This window comes from Luteimonas lutimaris, from assembly GCF_039537065.1.
GTDB lineage: Bacteria > Pseudomonadota > Gammaproteobacteria > Xanthomonadales > Xanthomonadaceae > Luteimonas > Luteimonas lutimaris.
In genome coordinates, this window is the sequence record NZ_BAAAZU010000008.1 from 22,001 (window position 1) to 44,759 (window position 22,759).

The window sequence follows — 22,759 nt, forward strand, 5'->3', positions numbered from 1 at the left end:
ATGATACGGGCCGCGCGGGCCGCCGCCGCGCTGCGGCTATCATCGCCAGGCAACCTGCCTGCGAACCCGAGCATGACCGATGTCCTCCTGGCCGGGCGCGAACGCTACGCGCTGCCGATCCTGCAGCCGCTCGCCGATGCATTGGCGGCGGCCGGGTACCGCGTGCACGCCTGGTTCGACGGGCCGCTGGCGCGGGCCGGGGACACGATGCCGGCGCCGGTGAGGATGGTCGACGTGCGCGGCGCGGTGGCGCTGCGGCCGATGGCGGTGTTCTGCGCGATGAACCAGGTGCCGCCATTCTTCGCCGGCGCCAAGGTGCAGCTGTTCCACGGCTTCAACGTGCAGAAGCGCGAGGACCATCGCGGCCACTTCCGCTTGCGCGGGCTGTTCGACCTGTACTGCACCCAGGGGCCGGCGACGACCGCGCCGTTCCGCGCGCTGGCACGGCAGCACCGGCATTTCGCCGTGGTCGAGACCGGCTGGCCGAAGCTCGACCCGCTGTTCCGCGACGACGGCGGCGCGGCCGCGCACATGCGCGCCCCGGCCGGCGCGCGGCCGGTGGCGATGTTCGCCTCGACGTTCACCGAGCGGCTCAGTGCGGCGCCGCACCTGTACGACGCGATCGCCGCCGAGGTCGCGCGCGGCGACCGCTACTGGCTGCTGACATTGCATCCGAAGTGCCCGCCCGAACTGTTCGCGCGCTATCGCGCGCTGGCCGGCGACAACGCCGCGTTCGTCGAGCCCGAACGGATCGTCACCGCGCAGCGCGCCGCCGACGTGCTGCTGTCGGACACCACCTCGGTGGTGCCGGAGTTCATGGTGCAGTACAAGCCGGTGGTGACGTTCCGCAACCGCGTGCCGCAGCCGTACATGCTCGATTTCGACGACCCGGCGCGCCTGCCGGCGATGCTCGACATGGCATTCTCACCGTCGGCGGAGCTGATGGCTGACATCCGGCGCCGCGCCGACGACATCCACCCCTGGCGCGACGGGCATTCGTCCGAACGCGTGATCGCCGCCACCGAGGACCTGGTCGCCGGCCGCCTGGGCGCGCTGGCGCCGAAGCCGCTCATGGCCCGCGTGCGCGGGCTGCAGATCCGCCGCGAGCTGGGCTACTGGGGGCCTGCCGCGCGCGGGTGAAACCGTCGGCCGAATGAAGCCCGGCTGACCGGCAACGGGCTCGACGCCCGAAGCGTGCCGGTCTTCATGTTCCGCACAGCCGGTTTTCAGGATTCTGTGCGTCCTTGCGCCGCCGGGCCTCCCCCATGCCCCTGATCAGGATCCTCAGTCGTGGAAACGGCCACGGCCTGAGCCGCGACCTCGGACTCGTCGCCGGCCTGCTGGCCGACGCCGGCAACACCGTTGAGCCGGTGGCCTTCAGCAACGAGAAGGGCCTGCGCTACCTGCACATGGGCGGCATGTGGCTGGAGCGTGGCTGGAAGGGGCGGGCCGACCTGCAGATCTCGCTCGAACACATTTATCCGCCGGCCCTGCCACTGGCGCGGCGCAACCTGTGGATGCCGAATCCGGAGTGGTTCAAGTCGCGCTGGCGCGACGAGCTCGGCGACCTTTCGGGCACGCTGTGCAAGACGCGCCATGCCGAAGACATCTTCGCCGGCTTCGGCTGCAGGCCGCGCTTCGTCGGCTTCACCAGCCAGGACCGGCTCGACCGCGCGGTGCCGCGGCAGCGCCGGTTCCTGCACCTGGCCGGCAAGAGCCCGGTGAAGGGCACCGAAGCGGTGCTTGAAGCCTGGCGCCGGCATCCGGAATGGCCCGAGCTGGTGGTGGTGCAGACCTCGCGCCACGCACGCGCCGGCACCGTGCCGGCGGGCAACATCGACCACCGCGTCGGCCGGATGCCGAACGACGAGTTGCGCCGGTTGCAGAACGCCTGCCGGTTCCACCTGTCGCCATCGGAAGCCGAAGGGTTTGGCCACTGCCTGGTCGAGGGCATGAGCGTGGGCGCCGTGATCCTGACCACCGATGGCGAACCGATGAACGAGCTGGTCCTGCCCGATCGCGGGCTGCTGATCGAACCGGCGCGGGTCGGGACGCTCGGTCTGGCGCGGCGCCATTTCGTCGACGCCGCCGGCATCGAGCGCGCGGTGGAGCAGGCGCTGGCGATGACCGACGCCGAAGTCGAGGCGATGGGCGCAGCCGCGCGGGTGGCGTTCGAGGCGATGGATCGCGACTTCCGCGAGCGGTTCGCCGGGCACGTGGCGGAGATGTCGCGCCATTGACTTTCGTTGGCCCAGGCTGGGAGCAGCTTCAGCCGCGGGCTCCCGGCTTCCAGTCGACGCCCTGCCGAAAGGTCCGCGGCTGAAGCTGCTCCCACTGGCCTTGTTGGCAGGACGCAGGGCGGACCTCGACGGCTTCGGGTTTGCGGCCCGTCACCACCGCAGCGGCCGCCGTGCCACCTCGCGCGCAAGCCGCGCATGCATTGCGCGCGCCTCGTCCAGCGGCAGGTAGCGCAGCCGCAGCGGCGACGAGGCACCGGCGGTATCCAGCCACAGCGTGGCCATGCCGGTGGCGTGGTCCAGCGGCGACTGGCGCAGCTCCAGCGCCTGCAGCTTGTCGATTTCCGCGAAGCGCCAGCGCCGCGACCACCAGCCGCTGCGCGCTGCGGCCAGCTGCGCGTCGACAGCGTAGCCGGCACGCCGCGCGTGGTGGCGGGCGACGAACACCGCCCACGGCAGCCACAGCAGCGCGAGCAGTCCCCACGGCCCCAGCCGCCAGCACAGCGCCGCGGCCAGCGCGAACGCGAACACGGTCCCGGGCAGGGCCAGCCGCCACCACGCGTGCGGATGCAGTGGTCGCCACTGCGCCGGTGGCCACGCGGCGCCCGGCAGCAGGTGGCGCACCAGCCCGTTGCAGGCCTCGGGCATGGCGATCGGCGCCAGTTCGCGCAGGCCGCGGCGCTGCTGCTGTTCGTTGCCGGCCACGGCCGAGTCGACATCCAGCGTGCGGCGCCCGAACAGGCGGTGCAGCAGGCCTTCGCGCAGCGTCCACGCCTGGATCCGCCGCCGCGGTGCGCTGGTGCGCAGACGGGTGAGCAGGCCGCGCTCGACGGTCAGGCGCCGGCCGTGCTCCTCCAGCCGGAAGCCCCAGTACTGCAGCAGCGCCAGCACCACCGACAGCGCGCGTACCAGCAGCAGCGCCGCGGCGACCGCGGCGGCGATCGCCAGCGCGGACTCGGCCACGCCGGGGTGGTGGCTGCCGAAGAACGCGCGCGCCGCGGCTTCGCCGCGGTCGAACACGTCGTCGGGCAGCACCGAATCGAACTGCCACAGCGCCGCGAACGCGCCGCCGACCACGATCATGCCGCGATTGGAGATCAGCCCCAGGCGCAGGATCTCGGTCGGCGGCAGCGCCAGCAGCACGCGGCCGCCGGCGTCGTGCGCGGGCGCTGCGCCGGCGGCGGGTTCGCCGGCTGCCGCGGGTAGCGCGCCGCGCCGGCGCACCACCGCCTCCAGCGCGACCGCGTCGGCCATGCGCAGCACCCGCATCTGCGCCTCGGGCTTGTCGCCGCCGGCCGATTCCAGCCGCACCTCGGCCACGTCGAACAGCCGGTGCAGCAGCGACTGGTGGATCGCCACGTTGTGGATCCGCGAGAACGGCACCTGCCGCCGGCTGCGTTCGAACAGGCCACTGTCGACCACCACGCTGTCGGCGGTGATGCGGTAGCGGAAGGTCAGGTAGCGCCACACGGCCACGATCGCGAAGCCGCCCACGGCGACCAGCGACCACAGCTGGTAGCGGTCGCCGCGGCCGAGGAACACCAGCACCAGCAGCGGCACCACGAACTGCCTGAGCTGCTGCAGCAGCACGAACAGCCACGACATCGGGTGCAGCCGGCGCGCCTGGCCGTCGCCGCCGGGCAGCGGCGGCGGGACCGCCTCAGTCGGCGTCGTCATCGTCGTCGGTCTGGTGCGCGAGGTGGTCGCGCAGGCGTTCAGCGTCGTCGGCGTCCAGCCCGGACACCGACACCGCGCTGTGGCGCGTGCCCGCGGTGTGGATGACCAGCGTGGCCAGTCCGAAACGGCGCTCCAGCGGCCCGCGGCGGATGTCCAGGTGCTGCACGCGCGAGCCGGGCACGCGCGTGTCCGACTGCCACAGCCGCCCGCGGCGCAGGCCGAAGCCGTCGGCGTCCAGCCGCCAGCGCGTATGCCGGAACCGGCGCCAGCCCAGCCAGCCGCCCAGCGCCGCCGCTGCCAGCAGGCACGCCGGCGCCAGCCAGACCGGCAGCGGCAGCGCCGCGACCACGCCCGACACGCCGGTCGCGATCGCGAACGGCAGCGCGAAGCCGAGCGCCGAGCTGGCCACGAACAGCGTGCGCGCCCTTGCCGGCAGCGGCTGCCAGCCGGTGTCCGGCGCGTCGTGTGCGGGGGCGGGGTCGCTCATCGCCTGCGCTCCAGTTCGCGGTAGGGATTGTCCTCGCCGCTGCCCGCCGGCCGCGCCTTGTAGCGCTTGTAGGTCCACTGGTACTGCGCCGGGTCGCGGCGCGCCATGCGCTCGACCGCGGCGTTGAGCGCGGTGGCCGCGGCCACCGCGTCCTTGCCGGCGATGGCCGCGGGCGCCGGTTCGAAGCGCAGCGTGAACCCGGGCCCGGCGCCGATGCGTTCGCAGCAGGCGAACAGCACCGTCGCCCCGCTGCGCTCGGCCAGCCGCCCGAGCAGGGTCATGGTCAGCGCCTGCACGTCGAAGAACGGCGCGAACACGCCGTCGCCGGCCTTGGGCTGCTGGTCGGGCAGGATCCCGACCACGCCGCCGGCCTTGAGCACCTTGAACAGCTGGCGGATCCCCGGCCCCTCGGCGCGGACCTGGGTCACGCGGTCGCCGCTGTCGGCACGCACGTGGCGCAGGAACGCCTCGCCGATCGCCGACTCGGGTGGCCGGTACAGGATCGCCAGCGGCGTGCGCGCGGCCAGCCACTGGTTGAGCAGCTCCCAGTTGCCGTAGTGCGGCGCGGCGACGATCACTCCGCGGCCGGACGCGACCGCCGCGTCGAACAGTTCGCTGCCGTCCTCGCGCCGGATCAGCGACAGGTTGCGCGCGTGCGGATGCGTCCACAGGTGCAGCGTCTCCAGCGCCTGGCAGGCAGTGGTGCGCAGCACCGCGCGCCGCAGGTCCTCGCGCTGCGACGGCAGCAGCTCCGGGTACGCCAGCTCCAGGTTGCGCATCGCGACCTCGCTCTCGCGCGCCCCCGACCTGCGCCACGCCCAGGCCATCCCCCCGCCCAGCCGGCGCAGCCACGCCCACGGCAGCCGTCCGATCGCGGCGGCGAGCAGGTACAGGAGCCAGGCGGCGAACTTGGTCATGCGGGGAGTGTAGCGAGGGGGTGGGGCGCAGATGGAAGGCGCCGGGAGAAAGCGGGCGGAAGAACACATCGTCATTCCCGCTTTCGCGGGAATGACGGCAAAAAAGTTACGCTGTCCCGACTCCCGACTCCCGACTCCCGACTCCCGACTCCCGACTCCCGACTCCCGACTCCCGACTCCCGACTCCCGACTCCCGACTCCCGACTCCCGACTCCCGACTCCCGACTCCCGACTCCCGACTCCCGACTCCCGATTCCCGACTCCCGATTCCCGATTCCCGATTCCCGGCTCCCAACCCCATGCTCAGCCTCATCCAGCGCGTCACCTCCGCCAGCGTCACCGTCGACGGCGACACCGTTGGCGCCATCGGCCCGGGGCTGCTGGCGCTGGTCGGGGTCGAGCCCGGCGACGGCGATGCCCAGGTCGAGCGGATGACCGCGCGGCTGCTCGGCTACCGCGTCTTCGCCGACGAACAGGGCCGGATGAACCGCTCGCTCGCCGACAGCGCGGGCGGCCTGCTGCTGGTCAGCCAGTTCACCCTGGCCGCCGACACGCGCTCGGGCATGCGGCCGGGCTTCAGCACCGCGGCCACGCCGGACGAGGCTGAACGGATCTTCGACAAATTGCTGGCAAATTGCCGCGAAAACCACCCGCCGGGGGTGGAAACCGGCCGCTTCGGTGCCCATATGGTCGTCAGCCTGGTCAATGACGGCCCGGTGACCTTCCTGCTGAAGGCCTAGGGCCGGCTGGCGTCCGCGACCGCGGTCGGCAGCGCCCCGCCGCTTTCCGCGTTTCCATTGGGGGCGACCAACCCCCGGTGAACGGATTCCCGGTGGCCGGGCAGGCCAGCCAGCCCCTGCGGCGGTATAATGCAGGGTTCTCTTCACTCGAATATTCCGGTGGCTCCCCACATGGCCAACGAACGTCAGGCCCCGCAGTCCGACATCAAGCAGCTGATCAGCAAGGGCCTGGAACAGGGCTACCTGACCTACGCCGAAGTCAACGATCACCTCCCCGACGACCTCGTCGATCCGGACCAGATCGAAGACATCATCGGCATGATCAACGGCATGGGCATCGAGGTGCACGAACAGGCACCCGACGCCGATACGCTGCTGCTGGGCGACAACAACACCGGCAACCGCGAGGTCGACGACACCGCGGCCGAGGAAGCCGCTGCCACGCTGACCGCGCTCGACGCCGAGGGCGGCCGCACCACCGACCCGGTGCGCATGTACATGCGCGAGATGGGCACGGTCGAGTTGCTGACCCGCGAAGGCGAGATCGCCATCGCCAAGCGCATCGAGGAAGGCCTCAACCAGATGCTGCTGTCGCTGGCCAGCTTCCCGTGGACGGTGCAGCTGCTGCTGGAAGACTGGGAGCTGCACAAGGCCGGCAAGAAGCGCCTGGCCGAGATCGTGGTCGGCTTCAACGACAACCTCGACGACGAAGTGCCCGCGCCGCCGGCCGCCGTCGCCGCGGACAAGGACAAGGACAAGGACAAGGACGCCAAGGCCAACGGCAAGGACGACGATGCCGACGGCGACGATGACGACAGCGACGATGACGACGACACCGAGGACACCGGCCCCACCGGTCCGGACCCGGTCGAGGTCGCGCGCCGCATGGACGAACTGGCCGCGCTGTACACCAAGTTCCAGAAGCTCTACGCCAAGAGCGGCGCCGGCGGCAAGCAGGCGGCGAAACTGCGCGAGGACATGGCGAACCTGTTCGTCACCTTCAAGCTGCCGCTGCCGCTGGTCGACGTGCTGGTGCGCAAGCTGCGCGAGGTGCTGGGCGAGATCAAGGACCACGAGCGCCGCATCCTCGACCTGGCCACGCGCAAGGCGAAGATGCCGCGCAAGGACTTCATTCGTTCGTGGGAAGGCAACCAGGCCAACCTGGGCTGGGTCGACGACGTGCTCAAGCGCAAGCAGAAGTGGTCCAGCGGCCTGCGCGAGGTGAAGGACCAGATCATCGCCCACCAGGAAGCGACCATCGCCATCGAGAAGATGATGCGAGTGGACCTGGCCGACATCAAGGACATCAGCCGGCAGATGGCCTACGGCGAGGCCAAGGCGCGCAAGGCCAAGAAGGAAATGGTCGAGGCCAACCTGCGCCTGGTGATCTCGATCGCCAAGAAGTACACCAACCGCGGCCTGCAGTTCCTCGACCTGATCCAGGAAGGCAACATCGGCCTGATGAAGGCGGTCGACAAGTTCGAGCACCGCCGCGGCTTCAAGTTCTCGACCTATGCGACGTGGTGGATCCGCCAGGCGATCACCCGTTCGATCGCCGACCAGGCGCGCACCATCCGCATCCCGGTGCACATGATCGAGACGATCAACAAGTTGAACCGCATTTCCCGCCAGATGCTGCAGCAGTTCGGCCGCGAGGCGACGCCGGAAGAGCTGGCCAAGGAAATGGACATGCCCGAGGACAAGATCCGCAAGGTGATGAAGATCGCCAAGGAGCCGATCTCGATGGAGACCCCGATCGGCGACGACGAGGACTCGCACCTGGGCGATTTCATCGAGGACACCAACGTGATGTCCCCGATCGAGACCACCACCGACATCAACCTGTCGGAAACCGTGCGCGACGTGCTCGCCGGCCTGACCCCGCGCGAGGCCAAGGTGCTGCGCATGCGCTTCGGCATCGACATGAACACCGACCACACGCTGGAAGAGGTCGGCAAGCAGTTCGACGTCACCCGCGAGCGCATCCGCCAGATAGAGGCCAAGGCGCTGCGAAAGCTGCGCCACCCGAGCCGCTCGGAGCAGCTGCGGAGCTTCCTCGACATCGAGTAAGGCATTCGGCACCGGAAGGAAAAAGCCCCGCATCGCGGGGCTTTTTTCATGCCTGCGCGGCAGACCTTTCCGTCCTTTCCGTCCCGTAGGAGCGGCGGAAGCCGCGAGCTTTTGACTTGCCCCTCCCCTGCGAAGGCTGGGATGGGGTGTGTCGGCGCAGCCGCAACTGACCGCAGGTATCGCACGAGTCCGCGCAACCCCCTCCCAACCCCGACGCCTTCGCAGGGGAGGGAGCAAAAGCTCGCGGCTTCCGCCGCTCCTACGGCGGCCGGGACAGCGCCGGTGCGGTGGATTACCGCATCGGCCGCAGCGGATGCGCCTCGGTGTTGAGCACCATCTCCTCCGGGTCCAGCGTGCCGGGCTCCGCGAACAGCAGGTAGAAGTACTTGAACGTCTCGGCCAGCACGAAGCTCTCCATGTCGTCGGCCTTCTCCTTTGTCACCACGCTTTCGAGCGCCGCGAAGCCGCTGTCGGTGCGCGTGTACCGCACGAAGTCGTTGAACATCGACCGCCCCATGTCGCGGTACGCCGTGTCGCCCGTCGCGCGGTACAGGTACCACGCCGACTCCACGATCTCCGGCCGCAGCGGCCACGCGGGCGCGACCACTTCGCCCTTGCGGTAGTCCCACAGCTCCGGCTCGATCCCGTGCGCGTTCCACATCGCGAACGACGAGGCCTGCAGCCGGCGCGCGCGGTCGACGTCGCCCGAGTACGCAAGCAGGCCGGGCATGAACGCGTCCAGCGCGCCGTACAGGCTGGCGGTGCGCGTGCCGGTGGCCATGTCGACGTGGCCGTACCACAGCGCGCCGTCCACTTCCTCGGGCAGGTGGCGGTTGGCCGCGGCGATGCTGTCGTCCCACATCGCCTTGCAGTCGCGGTCGCCCAGCAGTTTCCAGCACTTCCACAGGTACTCGTAGTACGAGTCGATGCGCGCGCCGATGTGCGAGTCCGTGCGCGTCCACGCACCGGTTTCGACGTCGAAACGCTCGCCCACCAGGCCGATCGGCGAGCGGCGCTTGTATGTCTCCACCAGCGCGCGCTTGGCCTTCTCGAAGTAGACCGGCTTGCCGGTCAGGCGCGACAACGTGCCGTACTCGAGCAGCAGCGTGCCGGCCTCGGCCGGGTTGCTTTCGGTGCCGTGCACCTTGCCGGTGCGCAGGTTGACGTACACGTAGGGCAGGCCGGTGGGCGAGTCGAATGCGGGCAGCAGCCGCGTGCCGAGGTCGTCGGCCAGCGCGAGCAGGCGCTCGTCGCCGGTCATCTGGTAGCCCGACAGCAGCCCGCCGAGCAGGCGGATCACGATCTCGAAGTGCTTCACGTCCAGGTCGCGGTCGAACGACAGCCGGCTGGCGATCAGCTCGCGCGCCTCGTCGGCCTGCGCGTCCAGGCCCATCAGCAGCATCGTGTCGAGCGCGTCGACCGGCGTCATCAGCAGCGACTGTCCGTACCAGTCGTGCGCGCCGTCGCTCAGCGGCAGTAGCGCGTCGTGGCCCCAGGCGTATTGCCGGTAGCCGTTCCAGGCGTGCAGGAATTCTGTTTTCACGCGTTCGGCCATGGCCGCGTCGGCGCCGTTGCGGGCGAGGGCGGCGGCAACGCCGGCGTCCGCTTCGGCGTTCGCGGCAGGAGCAGCGGCAGCGGGTGAGGGTGCGTGCGGCATGGGCGCGGTCGCGCAGCCGGCGCAAAACACAAGTGCGCTGGCAAGCAGGCAGGCACGCAACGTGGACGTGTTCATGCATTGTCTCCGCGGTGGGCGCGCAGCACGGCGAGCACGTCGTGGCAGGCACCCATGGTGTGGTAGTCGGTCTTGCCGGCGGGGCTCTTCTCGTCGGAATACTTCGCGTTGCGGCGGTCGAGGATGCGGTACCACGCACCGAACCGGTGGTCGACGAAGTGCCGCCAGGCGTAATCCCAGAGGCGGTGGTACCAGTCGCGGTATTTTGCGTCGCCGGTCGCGAGGAACAGCCGCATCGACGCGGCGATCGCTTCTGCCTGCACCCAGAAATACTTGTCGTCGTCGCAGACGTAAGCATCGCCTTCGACCGCAACCGGCCCGGATGCCGCCGGTTCGCGCAGCGATTCGAACGCGAAGCCGTAGACGATGCCGCCGTGCGCATCGTCCCAGCCGTGTTCGAGCGCCCGGTCGAACAGCGTTCGCGCGGTCGGCAGCAGCCAGTCGGGCGCCGCGCCGCGCGCCGACAGGTGCGTGCGCAGCGTCAGCAGCAGCTTGGCCCATTCCACCTGGTGCCCGGGCTGGAAACCCCACGGCCGGAACAGATGCTTCGGATCGTCGCGGTGGTAGTCCCAGTCCACGTTCCAGTCGGCGTCGTAGTGCTCCCAGACCAGCCCGCCGGCCAGCGCGGCCTGGCGGCGGGTCATGTGGTCGGCCAGCAGCAGCGCGCGGTCGAGGTAGCGGGTTTCGCCACTGGCCTCGAACGCCGCGAGCAACGCCTCGCACAGGTGCATGTTGGCGTTCTGGCCGCGGTAGCCGGAGAACGTCCAGCCGGGCGCCGCCTCGTCGCGGTAAAGCCCGGCGCCGGCGTCCCAGACATGCGTTTCCAGCAGGTCCCACACCTCGTCCATCCAAGCCGCGGTGTCGGTACCGGCCTTGCGCGCGCTGGCACAGGCCAGCAGCACGAAGGCCATGCCGTAGGCGTGGCGGGTGCGATCCTCGGGCACGCCGTTTTGCAGTGTCCAGGCGTAGCCACCGTCCGCTTCGCGGTGCGCCTCGCGCAGGAAGCGAAGCCCGTGGCCGACGGCTGCGCGGTATTCGTCGGCGATGGCGTCGCCGGTGAACTCGTTCGCCGCCATCGCGTAGTCGTAGACGAAGCGCGTGCTGCTCACCAGGTGGCGGTGCGACGCGTCGTACACGCTGCCGTCGTCGCGGAAGTAGTGGAAGAAGCCGCCGGCCGGATCGATCGCGCGCGGATGGTAGAACGCCATCGTGTCGGCGACGTGCGCGCGCAGGAACGCGGGGTCGGCGAAATCGGGCGGCGGGGTCGCGGGCAGGCTCATGGCACGGTCTCCAGCAGCGCCTGCACCCCGGCGCGGTCGGGCATGGCGGCGAAGGCGCCGCGGCGGGTGGTCGCCAGCGCGCCGGTGGCGGCGGCGTGGCGCAGCAGGTCGGTGCGGAGCGGGGCGTCGTCGAAGGCGGCCGCGAGTCCCGTCGCGTCCACGCCGCGTTCGACCAGCCGCTGCAGCAGGCCGGCGACGAACGCGTCCCCGGCCGCGGTGGTGTCGATGGCGTCGACCGCGAACGTCGGCGCGGTCCCGTGGCCCGCGCGCGTGAACCAGCGGATCGGCGCCGCACCGTCGGTGACCAGTACCGCCCGTGTCGCGTGCGACAGCAGTCGTGCCACCACGTCCTGTTCCGCGCCATCGCGGGCGAGGAACGCCAGCTCCTCGCCGCTGAGCTTGACCAGCTGCGCAAGTTCCAGCGCGCGCCACAGCGTCGGCGTCGGATCCACGTCGCGCGGCCACAGCGCCGGCCGCAGGTTGAGGTCCATGCTCACCAGCGCGCCGGCGTCCGCGGCCAGCCGCATGCCGTGCAGCGTGGCTTCGCGGCTGGGCGCGCCTGACAGGCTGTTGGAGCAGACGTGGAACGCGGCCAGGCCGGCGAACGCGTCGGCACCGAAATCGCCGGGACCGAACAGCAGGTCCGCCGCCGGCGGCCGGTAGAAGTTGAAACTGCGCTCACCGTCTTCGCGAAGCGACACGAACGCCAGTGCCGTACGCGCCGCGCCGGTGCGTCGCACCTGGTGCGTGTCCACGCCGAAGCGCGCGAACTGCGCGAGCAGGAAGTCGCCGAACATGTCCTCGCTCAGCATGCCGGCGAAGCGCGCAAGGCCGCCGAGCCGGGCGATGCCGACCGCGACGTTGGCCGGCGCGCCGCCGGCCTGTTCGAGGAAACGGCGTCCGTCTTCGCCCGGCTGCGCCGGCAGCGCGAGGAAATCGATCAGCGCCTCGCCGAAGCACGCGATGGCCGGTGCCTGCGCCATCAGCGCAGCGGCTCCGCGTCGCCAACCGGCTCCGCGTCGGCTTCGTGCCGCGAGCCGCGCAGCGCGTACCAGACGATGAAGACGTAGCAGGCCAGCGGCACCGCGAACGCGTGCTGGATACCGATCCGGTCGGCCAGCCAGCCCTGCACCCACGGCACCACCGCGCCGCCGACGATCGCCATCACCAGCAGGCTCGACGCACGGCTGGTCAGCGGGCCGAGCCGCTCGATGGCGATGGCGAAGATGGTCGGGAACATGATCGAGTTGAACAGGCCGATCGCGATCACGCTCCACATCGCCAGCTGGTCGCGCGTACCCATCGTGGTCGCCAGCAACAGTCCGGCGACGACCGCGAACAGCGCCAGCAGCCGCCGCGCATCCACCCGCCGCAGCAGCGCGGCGCCGGCGAAGCGGCCGACCATCGCGCCGCCCCAGTACAGCGCCAGGTAACGGCTGGCCGTGGCCTCGGTGAGGCCGCCGGTATCGGGGCCGGAGATGTAGTTGATCAGGAAGCTGCCGATCGCGACCTCGGCACCGACGTAGACGAAGATCGCCAGCGCGCCCCAGCGCACGCGCCGCAGCCGCAGCGCGTCGGTGAATCCGTGGCGCGTTTTTTCCACGGCCGCGGCGGCGTCGCGCAGCGTCGGCAGCCGCATCGCCAGCACGAACACGGCCAGCAGCAGCAGGCCGCCGCCCAGCAGCAGGTATGGCAGCTGCACCGACTGCGCCTGCTGCGCGCGGTAGGCCGCCTGTTCGGCGACGTTCATCGCTGCGATCTCGCCCGCGCCGAGCACCGCGGTCGACAGGATCAGCGGCCCGATCAGCCACGGGAACAGCGTGGTGCCCAGCGAGTTGAGCGCCTGCGCGAGGTTCATCCGGCTGGCCGCGCCCGCGGGATCGCCGAGCAGGCTGATGTATGGATTGGCCGCCACCTGCAGCAGGGTCAGCCCGCTGGCCAGCACGAACAGCGCGCCCAGGAACAGCGGATACGACGGCAGCGCCGCGGCCGGGTGGAACAGCGCCGCGCCGACCGCCGCCACCACCAGCCCGATCGCGATGCTGCCCCGGTAGCCGGCGCGCGCCACCACCGCGCCCGACGGCAGCGACATCAGGAAATACGCGCCGAAGAACGTCGATTGGATCAGCATCGTGCGCGCGTAGTTCATGTCGAACACGGCCTTGAGATGCGGGATCAGCACGTCGTTGAGGCTGGTCAGCCCGCCCCAGGTGAAGAAGATCAGGGTGACCACGGCGATCGCCGCGGCGTTGGACAGCGGCTTGCGGGTCATGCGGGGTCTCCCGGCGGGTTCGGTGCGTGTGGAACCAGGCTGCTCGCGCGCACCACCAGCCGCGCGGGGGCGACGGTGCGGCGCGGCGTCTGCGTGTCGCCGCCAAGCCGCGCCAGCAGCAGGCGCGCGGCCTGCATGCCGCGCTCGCGCGGGGCGACGGCCACGGTGGTCAACGGCGGGGTGGAGACCGACGCCTCGGGAATGTCGTCGAAACCGGTCAGCGCGAAGTCGGCGCCGGCGCGGCGCCCCAGCGCGGCCAGTCCGCTGGCCAGCCCCAGCGCGACCGCGTCGTTGTAGCAGACCGCCGCGGTGGGCGCGGGGTCGCGCGCGAACAGCGCGCCGGCCTGGCGCGCGGCCTCCAGCCGGGTCGGCGCGCATTCGACCAGCCACGCCGGATCGGGCGCGATGCCGGCCGCGTCCAGTGCGTCGCGGTAGCCGGCGCGGCGTTCGGTACACGAGCTCGAGTCGCGGTGGCCGCCGAAGAAGGCGATCGCGCGGTGGCCCTGCTGCAGCAGGTGTTCGGTTGCCAGCCGCGCGCCGCGGCGGTTGTCGAGCGCCAGGAAATCCCAGTCGTCGCCGGCACCGTCCAGCGCGCGGTTGAACACCAGCACCGGCATGCGCGCGGCCAGCAGCCGGCGCAGCCGCGCCGGGTCGCTGTGCTCGGCCGGCGACAGGATCACTGCCGCGGGGTCGTGTTCGATCAGCGAGGCCAGCACCGCCTGTTGGCGCTCGGGCGACTCGCCGGTGCTGCCCAGCAGCAGCACGTAGCCGGCCTCGGCCAGCGCCGCGTCGACGCCGCCGGCGAACTCGGCGAAGAACGGGTTCGACAGGTCGTTGACCACCAGCGCCACCGCGTTCGACGTGCGCCGGCGCAGGCTGGCCGCGCCGCGGTGGTAGACGTAGCCGCGGCGCTCGATTTCCGCCTGCACCCGGGCGCGGGTGTCCGCGTTCACCAGCGGGCTGCCGCGCAGCACCAGCGACACGGTCGAGCGCGACACCCCGCAGCCGGCGGCGATGTCGGTGACGGTGACGCGGCGGCGGGCGGGGGAATCGGGCACCGATTTGGATCGATCCAAAGATGCCGCATCGTGCCGCGGACTGCGGCTGCGTGCATTTTGCGGTGCAACATGCGGCGCGGCGCCGGCCGGTGCTACCGTCCGCATTTGGAACGATCCAAACGGGGCGCGGCGATGGCGGGCACGAGGCGTGGAGGACTGGCGGCGATGGCGATCGGGATGTTGATGGCGGCCGGCGCGGCGGCTTCCGCGGACGGCGCCGCCACGCGCGGCGAGGCGGCGGTGGCCGCGGTCGACCCCTTCATCGGCACCGGCGGCGAAGGCCACACCTTCCCTGGCGCGGTGGTGCCGTTCGGCATGGTCCAGCTCAGCCCCGACACCCGCATCCAGCCGCGCAAGGACGGCTACGGCTGGGCAGCCGGCTACCGCCATGACGACACCACCATCGTCGGCTTCTCGCACACGCACTTCTCCGGCACCGGCCATTCGGACCTGGGCGACGTGCTGCTGATGCCGGTCGCGGGCGACACGGTGAAGATCGAGCGCGGCGATCCGGACCAGCCCGGTAGCGGCTACACCTCGCGCTTCTCGCACGACAGCGAACATGCCGAGCCCGGCTACTACGCCGTCACCCTCGATGACAGCGGCGTGCGCGCCGAACTCACCGCCAGCGCGCGCGTGGGCGTGCATCGCTACACGTTCGCGGAAGGCCAGCCGGCGCACGTGCTGGTCGACCTGCGCACCTCGATGTACGACTACCCCGGCAAGGTGCAGTGGTCGCGCATCCGCATGCGCGCCGACGGCACCGTCACCGGCTTCCGCGAAACCCGCGGCTGGGCGCCCGGCCGCCAGCTGTACTTCGCCATGCGCTTCTCGCGCCCGGTGACCGGGCACACCTTCCACGACACCGAGCAGGACATCCCGTACAAGGGCTTCCCGCCGCCGGGCGAGAACGACCCGACGCAGCGCGCGCAGATCGAGGGCCGCCAGCTGGTCGGCAGTTTCGACTTCGGCAACGCCGCGCGCGAGCCGCTGCTGGTCAAGGTGTCGATCTCGCCGGTCAGCGAGGACGGCGCGATCGCCAACCTCGACGCCGAGGTGCCGGACTGGGACTTCGACCGCGTGCGCAGCGACGCGAAGGCGCAGTGGGCGCAGGCGCTGGGCGCGATCGAGGTCGACGCGCCGGAGCCGATGCGCAAGAGTTTCTACACCGCGCTCTACCACGCCTTCATGGGCCCGGGCCTGTTCATGGACAGCGACGGCCGCTACCGCGGACCGGACAACGCCGTGCACCAGGCCGAGGGCTTCACCAACTACTCGACGTTCTCGCTGTGGGACACCTACCGCGCGCTGCACCCGCTGCTGACCCTGGTGCAGCCGGAGCAGCGGACCAACGACATCGTCAACTCTCTGCTCGCCTCGCGCCGCGAAAGTCCCTACGGGATCCTGCCGGTGTGGGCGTTCCACGGCCTGGAGACGTGGTGCATGATCGGCTACCACGCCGTGCCGGTGATCGCCGATGCCTACATGAAGGGCATCCGCGGCTACGACGCCGACGAAGCGCTCGACGCGATGGTGGCCAGCGCCAGCTACGGCCCCTACGACGGCATCGCGCAGTACATGGAGCTGGGCTACGTGCCGATCGACGAAGAAGGCGAGGCGGCGTCGAAGACGCTGGAGTACGCCTTCGACGACTGGACGATCTACCGCATGGCCGATGCCATGGGCCGCAAGGATGTCGCCGCCACGTTCGAGAAGCGCGCCGCGAACTGGAAGCACGCCTTCGACCCGGAGACCGGCTTCATGCGCGCGCGCAAGCGCGACGGCAGCTTCCGCCAACCCTTCGACCCGGACGCGTCCGGCTACGGTACCGACTACACCGAGGGCAACGCCTGGCAGTACTCGTGGTACGTGCCGCAGGACGTCGCCGGCCTGGCCGCCGCGCACGACGGCGCGGACAAACTGCTCGATCGCATCGATGCCGTGTTCGATGCCGACGTCGACCCGGCGGTGTTCGAACACATGGAGGACATCACCGGCCTGATCGGCTGGTACGCGCACGGCAACGAACCCAGCCACCACGTTGCCTACCTGTATGCATATGCGGGACAGCCATGGCGCACGCAGGCGCGGCTCAAGCAGATCATGGACACCCAGTACAAGCCGACTCCCGACGGCCTGGCCGGCAACGACGACCTCGGCCAGATGTCGGCCTGGTACGTGTTCACCGCGCTGGGCTTCTACCCGGTCGCGCCGGGCAGCAACGAGTACATCATCGGCCGCCCATTCCTGCCGCGGGCCACGCTCAACCTGCCCAACGGCAAGCGCTTCACCGTCATCGCCGAAGGCCTCGACGAGGCGCATCCCTACATCGGCGCGGCCACGTTGAACGGCAAGCCGCTCGACCGCGCCTTCCTGCGCCACGAGGAAATCCTCGCCGGTGGCGAATTGCGTTTCACCATGCAGGCCGGGCCGAACGAGGCGTGGCCGGGAGCGGGGGCACCGGCGCCGTACTCGATGTCGTCGCAGTAGGCTTCGTGCCTGCGCCATGGCTGCGCGTCCGCGGCTCACCTAAACTGCGCGCTGCGCGGGCCTATAGCTCAATGGTTAGAGCAGAGGACTCATAATCCTTTGGTTCCAGGTTCGAGTCCTGGTGGGCCCATTCAGCTATCGAAACCGGCTACCTCCGTCTGCACCAGATCATCGGCCGTCCCACCCGTAACGGCAGGCCGGCGATTCCAGCGATCATTCCCGTCTTGCGGTCGAACTGTTGGGCCGGCGTGAAATCCGGCTGCCACTCGCAGCCGGTGCGCACCTTGGGCCAAAACATATGTGGCGGATCGAAGCGTCCGGGCATTGATCGAGCGCGGCTCGATGCAGCCGGGCTGAATGCGAAATTTAGAAAAAACTCATGAATCGCAGTCAGACTACGATTACCGGATACTGCCGAAAGTTGGCGGTTTCTTGGAAAAGTGCTATTAGTCGTAGCATGACTACGACTAATCAGAGCAAACTAAACATTCTCCTGAGTAGCTGGCCGCCGGGCGCCCCCCTGACCTCGGAAGACCTGGCGGCGCTGGGGGTGTCTGCCGACTTGGCCGTGCACTACGTGCGGGCCGGCTGGCTGACGCGCTTGGCGCGCGGCGTGTTCTGCCGTCCCAGCGACACCCTGGCCCTGCACCCCAGTCTGCTGCTGTTGCAGCGCAGGCTCGCGGGGCTGCACGTCGGTGGCAAGTCGGCGCTCGACTGGTACGGAGTACGCCACTACCTGTCCGAGCGGCCGGTCCTGTCCCTGTACGGCTGGGTGACCGGGAGGCTGCCCGAGTGGTTCGTCTCGCGCTTCCCGGCGGAGTACCACCGCAAACGGCTCTTCGACGAAAGCCCGATCGCCCTGCTGCATGTCGCGCCGTTCGAGCAGCGCAGCGATGCGCCGCAGGTCTCGGCGCCGGAACGGGCGCTGCTGGAACTGCTGAGCGAAGTCGGCGTGCGCCAGCCGCTGCAGGAGGCTCGCGAGCTGGCCGAAAGCACCTACGGGCTGCGTGCCGAGGTGCTGCGCGAACTGCTGCAGCGCTGCACCAGCGTCAAGACCGTGCGCTTGTGTCTGCAGCTGGGGCGCGAGCTGTCCCTGCCGTGGGCCGCCAAGCTCGACCCGGCCACGCTGCCGACCGGCAGCGACCGGCCGTGGGTGTCGCAGTCGGACGATGGCCTGCTGGTGCTCAAGCCATGAACCGCCTCTACCTGGAGACCGCGCGCCTGCTGACGCAGATCGCGCCGCTGGTGTTCGCGGACGAGACGTTCGCGCTGAAGGGCGGCACGGCCATCAATCTCTTCGCGCGGGACATGCCGCGCTTGTCGGTCGACCTCGATCTGGTTTTCCCCGACTACACGCTTCCGCGCGACCAGGCGCTCGCGCGCATCGGCGAGGCGCTCCGGCAAGCCGAGGCGCGATTGATCGCGCGTGGGTTCACGACGCACGTTCCCGGCGCCAGTGGCGCCGAGACCAAGCTCCTCGTGCGCCGCGGCGACATCGAAGTCAAGATCGAGGTCAACTTCGTTTTGCGCGGGACGGTGCGGCCGGTGCAACGCGCATCGCTCACGACCAAGGCGCGCGAGACGCTGCTGGCGGACCTGGAGATTCCGGTGGTGTCTCTGGAGGACATGTACGGCGGAAAGCTGGTCGCCGCGCTGGACCGGCAGCATCCGCGCGATCTGCTCGACGTGATGGGGCTATTCGCGAACGAGGGCATCACCCCGGGCATCCGCCGTGCATTCGTGGTCTATCTGGCCAGCCACAACCGGCCGATCCACGAAGTGCTGTTCCCGTCCCTGCGCGACGTGCAGGGCGACTACACGCACGGATTCCAGGGCATGACCGTCGAGCCTGTGCCGCTGGAAGCACTGCTCGCGGCACGCGAACGCATGGTGCAGGAGTTGCAGCAAGGACTCGATGAAAACGAACGTCGATTCCTGCTCTCGCTTGCGGCAGGTAACCCGGAATGGACGCGGCTGGACATCGCGCATCTCGATCAGCTGCCGGGCATTCGCTGGAAGATGCATAATCTGGAACAGCTGCGGAAAACGAACGCGCGCAAGTTCGCCGAGCAGGCCGATGCATTGGCTGCTCGACTGGATTCCGGATCCGAATCAGACCAAACCCGCGAAAGTGGGGCCGGCCGCGAGTCGTAATTTCTGCGCTATGCCATGGAATTCCCATGGCTCAATTGGCTACACCAACCCTTCCAAGACTGGTGGGCCCAGACCAGATCGCGCGCGGTCCGTTTACTTCCTGCTGATCCTGCGCGCCGTATAGTGCGCCGTTGTTTTCGTGCGCGAGGTGGCGGTGCATCGTCGTGAAGTGATCCTGGCGGGACTGTCGTTGCCCATGCTGTCGCTGGGCGGCGCGCTGGAAGCGTTTGCAGCCACCACCGCCGGCACAGATGCGCCCTTCGATGCAGACACCGTGGCCGGCCTGGCCCGGGCGCTTGCGGCGCGGCCCTACCGGCAGCCGGACGACGCGCTGCCGCCGGCGCTGGCGAAGATCGGCTACGACCAGTATCGCGACTACCGCTACCGCGCCGCGCGCGCGCTGTGGGCGGGCGACGGGTTGCCGTTCCAGGCGCAGTTCTTCCACCGCGGCTTCCTGTTCAAGGACCGGGTCGACGTCTACACCGTGCGCGATGGCCGGGCGACGCCGTTCGCATTCTCCACCGACCTGTTCGACTACACGCCGCAGCCGGTGCCGAAGGTGGGTGATGTCGGTTTCGCCGGTTTCCGCCTGCACGCGCCGGTCAACCGCGCCGACCATTTCGACGAGCTGTGCTCGTTCCTTGGCGCCAGCTACTTCCGCGCGGTGGCCAGGGGACTCAACTACGGGCTGTCGGCGCGCGGGCTGGCGCTGGGCACGGGCGAGCCTGCGGCGGAGGAGTTCCCGCGCTTCACCACGTTCTGGCTGGAGCGGCCGGCGGCGGGTGCGCAGGCGGTCGTGGTGCATGCGCTGCTCGACAGTCCCGGCGTGGCGGGTGCGTTCCGGTTCGCGATCGATCCCGGCGACGAGACCGTGTTCGACGTCGACATGCGCCTGTATCCGCGCGTCGAACTCGCGCAGGCCGGCATCGCGCCGCTGACCAGCATGTTCGAGTTCGATCCCAGCGACCGCGTCGGCGTCGACGACTACCGGCCGGCGGTGCACGACTCCGACGGCCTGGCGATGTTCAACGGGCAGGGCGAACAGAGCTGGCGGCAGTTGCAGAATCCCGCGACGCTGCAGCACAGCGGCTTCCAGGACGCCGGCCCCCGCGGCTTCGGCCTGATGCAGCGCAAGCGCCGCTACGCCGATTTCCAGGACGCCGAGGCGCACTACGAGCTGCGCCCGAGCGCTTGGGTGGAGCCGGTTGGCGACTGGGGCGAGGGCGAGGTGCACCTGGTCGAGATCCCCACCGCGGACGAATACCACGACAACATCGTCGCGTTCTGGCGGCCGAAGGCCGCGCTCGCGGCGGGCACCGAACACCGCTGGCGCTACCGCCTGCACTGGTGCCGCGAACACGCATGGGATCCGCAGCTGGCCACGGTGGCCGCGACCCGCATCGGCGCCTCGCACGACGGCGCGCGGCTGGTGGTGATCGACCTTGCCGGCGGACGGCTGTCGACGCTGCCGGACGATGCGAAGCCGCAGGTCGACGCGACCGCTTCGCAGGGCGCGCTGCGCAACCCGGTCGCCTACCGCAACGCCGACACCGGCGGCTGGCGCATGAGCCTCGAACTGCACCCGGGCGATGCGCGGGTGAGCGAGCTGCGCGCGCGGCTGGCCGATGGCGACGGGCCGCTGTCGGAAACCTGGCTGTACCGGTGGCTGGCGTGAACGTGACCGACACCACGCTGCAGGCCGCGCCGGCACTGCCGCCGGACGCGCCGATGGCGATGCCGGTGCAGTCGCTGCGCGAGGGCAAGCTGCGCGGACGCCGGTTCCCGACCACGCCCGGTGGCATGTTCTGGCGCCGGCTGGCGGTCATCGGCGCGGCGGTGCTGCTGACCCTGGCCGCCGCCTACCAGATCTGGTGGCTGCTGCGCGGCGAGGGCACCGACGTGCTGGAAGGCACGCTGCTGGTGCTGTTCGTGCTGCTGTTCGCCTGGATCGTGCAGGCCTTCGTCGGCGCGCTGGCCGGGTTCGTGCTGATCGTGTCGAAGCGGCGCGCGCGGCTCGGGCTGTCGGCGAAGAAGCCGCGGCCGGTGCTGGCCTCGCGCACCGCGCTGCTGATGCCGACCTACAACGAAGATCCCGAGCGGCTGATGGCCGGGCTGCAGGCGATCCACGAATCGCTGGCGGCAACCGGGCAGCTGGACTGCTTCGATTTCTTCGTCCTCAGCGACACCCGCGACCCGGACATTCAGCGTGGCGAGCGCGCGGCGTTCGATGCGCTGCGCGCGCGGCTCGGCGGGGATGCGCGCGTGTTCTACCGCCTGCGCGACGAAAACCACGAGCGCAAGGCCGGCAACATCTCCGACTGGGTGCGGCGCTGGGGCGGCGCGTATCCGCAGTTCCTGATCCTCGACGCCGACAGCCTGATGACCGGCGACACCATCGTGCGCCTGGCCGGGGCGATGGAGGGCCACGACGACGTCGCCCTGATCCAGACCCTGCCGGTGATCGTCAACGGCAACACCCTGTTCGCGCGCATGCAGCAGTTCGCCGGGCGCGTGTACGGGCCGGTGATCGCCTACGGCGTGGCCTGGTGGCACGGCGCCGAAAGCAACTACTGGGGCCACAACGCGATGATCCGCACGCACGCGTTCGCCGAATGCGCCGGGTTGCCGGAACTGCGCGGGGTGAAGCCCTTCGCCGGCACCGTGCTCAGCCACGATTTCGTCGAGGCCGCGCTGCTGCGCCGCGGCGGCTGGGCGCTGCACATGGTGCCGAGCCTGGGCGGCAGCTACGAAGAAGGCCCGCCGTCGCTGACCGACATGCTGGTGCGCGACCGCCGCTGGTGCCAGGGCAACCTGCAGCACGGCGCAGTGCTGCCGGCCAAGGGCCTGCACTGGGTCAGCCGCTGGCACATGCTGATCGGCGTCGGCCACTATTTCACCGCGCCGATGTGGGCGATGCTGATGCTGGTGGGCCTGGCGATCCCGCTGCACCACGCCGGGCTGTCGTGGGGCAACATCGAACTGTCGGGGTTCTCGCCGACCACCTACTGGCGCGAGCAGGATCCGGACCGCTTCGTCTGGGTGTTCGTGTTCACCATGGGCATGCTGCTGGCGCCGAAGTTGATGGGCTTCATCGCCACGATCAGCGACCGCGACATGCGCCGCGGCTGCGGCGGCGCCTGGCGCGCATTCGTCGGCATGCTGCTGGAAACGCTGCTGGCCGCGCTGATGGCGCCGATCACGATGTACGTGCAGTCGCGCGGCGTGGCCGAGGTGCTGGCGGGCAAGGACTCGGGCTGGGAATCGCAGCGCCGCGACGACGGCAGCCTGCCGTTCTCCAGCCTGCTGCGCAGCTACGGCGGGCTGACGTTCCTGGGCGTGCTGGCCGCGGTGATGGCGTGGAGCATTTCGCCGGCGCTGGCGGCGTGGATGTCGCCGGTGATCCTGGGCCTGGTGCTGTCGATTCCGATCGTGATGCTCACCTCCGCGCGCGCGCCGGGGCAGTGGCTGCGGCGGCGCAGGATCTTCTGCACGCCGGAGGAGCTGTCGCCGCCGGAAGTGCTGGTACGTGCCAGCGAGCTGCGCGCGGCGCACGCCGACGCGACGGACGTGGCCGGCTGACCCGGCGGGCCATCCGGGCCGCGCGGGCGTGCGCATCGGCACGGTGCCGGAAGGCACGGGTACCGC

General features: G+C 70.3%; 17 protein-coding genes and 1 tRNA gene. 10 read left to right on the forward strand and 8 right to left on the reverse strand.

The features are described 5' to 3' along the window. Nucleotides 1-72: 72 nt before the first annotated feature. Entirely contained in the window at nt 73-1,140 is a 1,068-nt protein-coding gene (locus ABD679_RS08855) for a CDP-glycerol glycerophosphotransferase family protein (protein ID WP_344759608.1), read from the forward strand. Between the two features lie 125 nt (nt 1,141-1,265). Then, a complete protein-coding gene (locus ABD679_RS08860) occupies nt 1,266-2,240 on the forward strand; it encodes a glycosyltransferase (RefSeq protein WP_344759609.1) in 975 nt (324 codons plus the stop codon). 150 nt (nt 2,241-2,390) lie between these two features. Here the strand turns inward: ABD679_RS08860 and ABD679_RS08865 are convergent, their stop codons facing one another. From ABD679_RS08865 to ABD679_RS08875, 3 genes are read right to left on the reverse strand one after another with little or no spacing between them, the layout of a single operon-like run. Beyond that, nucleotides 2,391-3,914, reverse strand: a complete 1,524-nt coding sequence (locus ABD679_RS08865; protein WP_344759610.1) for a PH domain-containing protein — start codon at nt 3,912-3,914, stop codon at nt 2,391-2,393. After that, nucleotides 3,898-4,401 carry a PH domain-containing protein gene (locus ABD679_RS08870; protein WP_344759611.1) on the reverse strand — a complete coding sequence of 168 codons (504 nt, stop codon included), beginning with the start codon at nt 4,399-4,401 and terminating at the stop codon, nt 3,898-3,900. Before ABD679_RS08870 ends, ABD679_RS08865 begins: the two co-directional genes overlap by 17 nt. Next, entirely contained in the window at nt 4,398-5,318 is a 921-nt protein-coding gene (locus ABD679_RS08875; protein WP_344759612.1) for a lauroyl acyltransferase, read from the reverse strand. Before ABD679_RS08875 ends, ABD679_RS08870 begins: the two co-directional genes overlap by 4 nt. Before the next feature lie 299 nt (nt 5,319-5,617). On the opposite strand from ABD679_RS08875, the gene dtd reads away from it, so the two are divergent. Together dtd and rpoD are read left to right on the forward strand one after the other, a co-directional pair. Continuing rightward, complete coding sequence (dtd, locus tag ABD679_RS08880; RefSeq protein WP_344759613.1) at nt 5,618-6,058, forward strand: D-aminoacyl-tRNA deacylase; 441 nt, start codon at nt 5,618-5,620, stop codon at nt 6,056-6,058. A gap of 171 nt (nt 6,059-6,229) precedes the next feature. Continuing rightward, entirely contained in the window at nt 6,230-8,128 is a 1,899-nt protein-coding gene (gene rpoD / locus ABD679_RS08885) for an RNA polymerase sigma factor RpoD (RefSeq protein ID WP_344759614.1), read from the forward strand. A 292-nt stretch (nt 8,129-8,420) separates the two neighbouring features. Here rpoD and ABD679_RS08890 read toward each other — a convergent pair whose 3' ends face one another. The 5 genes from ABD679_RS08890 to ABD679_RS08910 are packed head-to-tail and all read right to left on the reverse strand — an operon-like array spanning nt 8,421 to nt 14,488. Continuing rightward, nucleotides 8,421-9,860, reverse strand: coding sequence for a glycoside hydrolase family 47 protein (locus ABD679_RS08890; RefSeq protein ID WP_344759616.1), 1,440 nt, complete (start codon nt 9,858-9,860; stop codon nt 8,421-8,423). After that, nucleotides 9,857-11,140 carry an AGE family epimerase/isomerase gene (locus ABD679_RS08895; RefSeq protein ID WP_344759617.1) on the reverse strand — a complete coding sequence of 428 codons (1,284 nt, stop codon included), beginning with the start codon at nt 11,138-11,140 and terminating at the stop codon, nt 9,857-9,859. The genes ABD679_RS08890 and ABD679_RS08895 overlap by 4 nt, the downstream gene beginning before the upstream one ends. After that, entirely contained in the window at nt 11,137-12,123 is a 987-nt protein-coding gene (locus tag ABD679_RS08900) for a carbohydrate kinase family protein (protein WP_344759618.1), read from the reverse strand. Before ABD679_RS08900 ends, ABD679_RS08895 begins: the two co-directional genes overlap by 4 nt. Beyond that, the gene (locus ABD679_RS08905; protein ID WP_344759619.1) at nt 12,123-13,412 is read right to left on the reverse strand and encodes a sugar MFS transporter; all 1,290 of its coding nucleotides are present in this window, start codon (nt 13,410-13,412) and stop codon (nt 12,123-12,125) included. Before ABD679_RS08905 ends, ABD679_RS08900 begins: the two co-directional genes overlap by 1 nt. Then, nucleotides 13,409-14,488 (reverse strand): LacI family DNA-binding transcriptional regulator, encoded by a 1,080-nt coding sequence (locus tag ABD679_RS08910; protein ID WP_425561877.1) that lies wholly within the window; start codon nt 14,486-14,488, stop codon nt 13,409-13,411. The genes ABD679_RS08905 and ABD679_RS08910 overlap by 4 nt, the downstream gene beginning before the upstream one ends. A gap of 159 nt (nt 14,489-14,647) precedes the next feature. Here ABD679_RS08910 and ABD679_RS08915 point away from each other — a divergent pair, with 159 nt between their 5' ends. The 6 genes from ABD679_RS08915 (at nt 14,648) to mdoH (ending at nt 22,693) form a co-directional block, all read left to right on the forward strand. Beyond that, complete coding sequence (locus ABD679_RS08915; protein ID WP_425561879.1) at nt 14,648-16,960, forward strand: GH92 family glycosyl hydrolase; 2,313 nt, start codon at nt 14,648-14,650, stop codon at nt 16,958-16,960. A gap of 57 nt (nt 16,961-17,017) precedes the next feature. Continuing rightward, nucleotides 17,018-17,090, forward strand: a tRNA-Ile gene (locus ABD679_RS08920). 327 nt (nt 17,091-17,417) lie between these two features. Then, nucleotides 17,418-18,155: a type IV toxin-antitoxin system AbiEi family antitoxin domain-containing protein gene (locus tag ABD679_RS08925; RefSeq protein ID WP_344759622.1), complete on the forward strand. Its 738-nt coding sequence runs from the start codon at nt 17,418-17,420 to the stop codon at nt 18,153-18,155. Next, nucleotides 18,152-19,114, forward strand: a complete 963-nt coding sequence (locus tag ABD679_RS08930) for a nucleotidyl transferase AbiEii/AbiGii toxin family protein (RefSeq protein WP_344759623.1) — start codon at nt 18,152-18,154, stop codon at nt 19,112-19,114. The genes ABD679_RS08925 and ABD679_RS08930 overlap by 4 nt, the downstream gene beginning before the upstream one ends. Before the next feature lie 154 nt (nt 19,115-19,268). Further along, on the forward strand, nt 19,269-20,789 hold the full coding sequence (locus ABD679_RS08935) for an OpgD/OpgG family glucan biosynthesis protein (RefSeq protein WP_344759624.1): 1,521 nt from the start codon (nt 19,269-19,271) through the stop codon (nt 20,787-20,789). After that, a complete protein-coding gene (gene mdoH / locus ABD679_RS08940) occupies nt 20,786-22,693 on the forward strand; it encodes a glucans biosynthesis glucosyltransferase MdoH (protein WP_344759625.1) in 1,908 nt (635 codons plus the stop codon). The genes ABD679_RS08935 and mdoH overlap by 4 nt, the downstream gene beginning before the upstream one ends. Nucleotides 22,694-22,759: the final 66 nt, after the last annotated feature.

What these genes read in the sequence shown, in the direction of transcription:
- ABD679_RS08855 (WP_344759608.1), top strand. Translation starts at nt 73, where the DNA reads ATGACCGATGTCCTCCTGGCCGGGCGCGAACGCTACGCGCTGCCGATC.
- ABD679_RS08860 (WP_344759609.1), top strand. Translation starts at nt 1,266, where the DNA reads ATGCCCCTGATCAGGATCCTCAGTCGTGGAAACGGCCACGGCCTGAGC.
- ABD679_RS08865 (WP_344759610.1), bottom strand. Translation starts at nt 3,914, where the DNA reads ATGACGACGCCGACTGAGGCGGTCCCGCCGCCGCTGCCCGGCGGCGAC.
- ABD679_RS08870 (WP_344759611.1), bottom strand. Translation starts at nt 4,401, where the DNA reads ATGAGCGACCCCGCCCCCGCACACGACGCGCCGGACACCGGCTGGCAG.
- ABD679_RS08875 (WP_344759612.1), bottom strand. Translation starts at nt 5,318, where the DNA reads ATGACCAAGTTCGCCGCCTGGCTCCTGTACCTGCTCGCCGCCGCGATC.
- dtd (WP_344759613.1), top strand. Translation starts at nt 5,618, where the DNA reads ATGCTCAGCCTCATCCAGCGCGTCACCTCCGCCAGCGTCACCGTCGAC.
- rpoD (WP_344759614.1), top strand. Translation starts at nt 6,230, where the DNA reads ATGGCCAACGAACGTCAGGCCCCGCAGTCCGACATCAAGCAGCTGATC.
- ABD679_RS08890 (WP_344759616.1), bottom strand. Translation starts at nt 9,860, where the DNA reads ATGAACACGTCCACGTTGCGTGCCTGCCTGCTTGCCAGCGCACTTGTG.
- ABD679_RS08895 (WP_344759617.1), bottom strand. Translation starts at nt 11,140, where the DNA reads ATGAGCCTGCCCGCGACCCCGCCGCCCGATTTCGCCGACCCCGCGTTC.
- ABD679_RS08900 (WP_344759618.1), bottom strand. Translation starts at nt 12,123, where the DNA reads ATGGCGCAGGCACCGGCCATCGCGTGCTTCGGCGAGGCGCTGATCGAT.
- ABD679_RS08905 (WP_344759619.1), bottom strand. Translation starts at nt 13,412, where the DNA reads ATGACCCGCAAGCCGCTGTCCAACGCCGCGGCGATCGCCGTGGTCACC.
- ABD679_RS08915 (WP_425561879.1), top strand. Translation starts at nt 14,648, where the DNA reads ATGTTGATGGCGGCCGGCGCGGCGGCTTCCGCGGACGGCGCCGCCACG.
- ABD679_RS08925 (WP_344759622.1), top strand. Translation starts at nt 17,418, where the DNA reads ATGACTACGACTAATCAGAGCAAACTAAACATTCTCCTGAGTAGCTGG.
- ABD679_RS08930 (WP_344759623.1), top strand. Translation starts at nt 18,152, where the DNA reads ATGAACCGCCTCTACCTGGAGACCGCGCGCCTGCTGACGCAGATCGCG.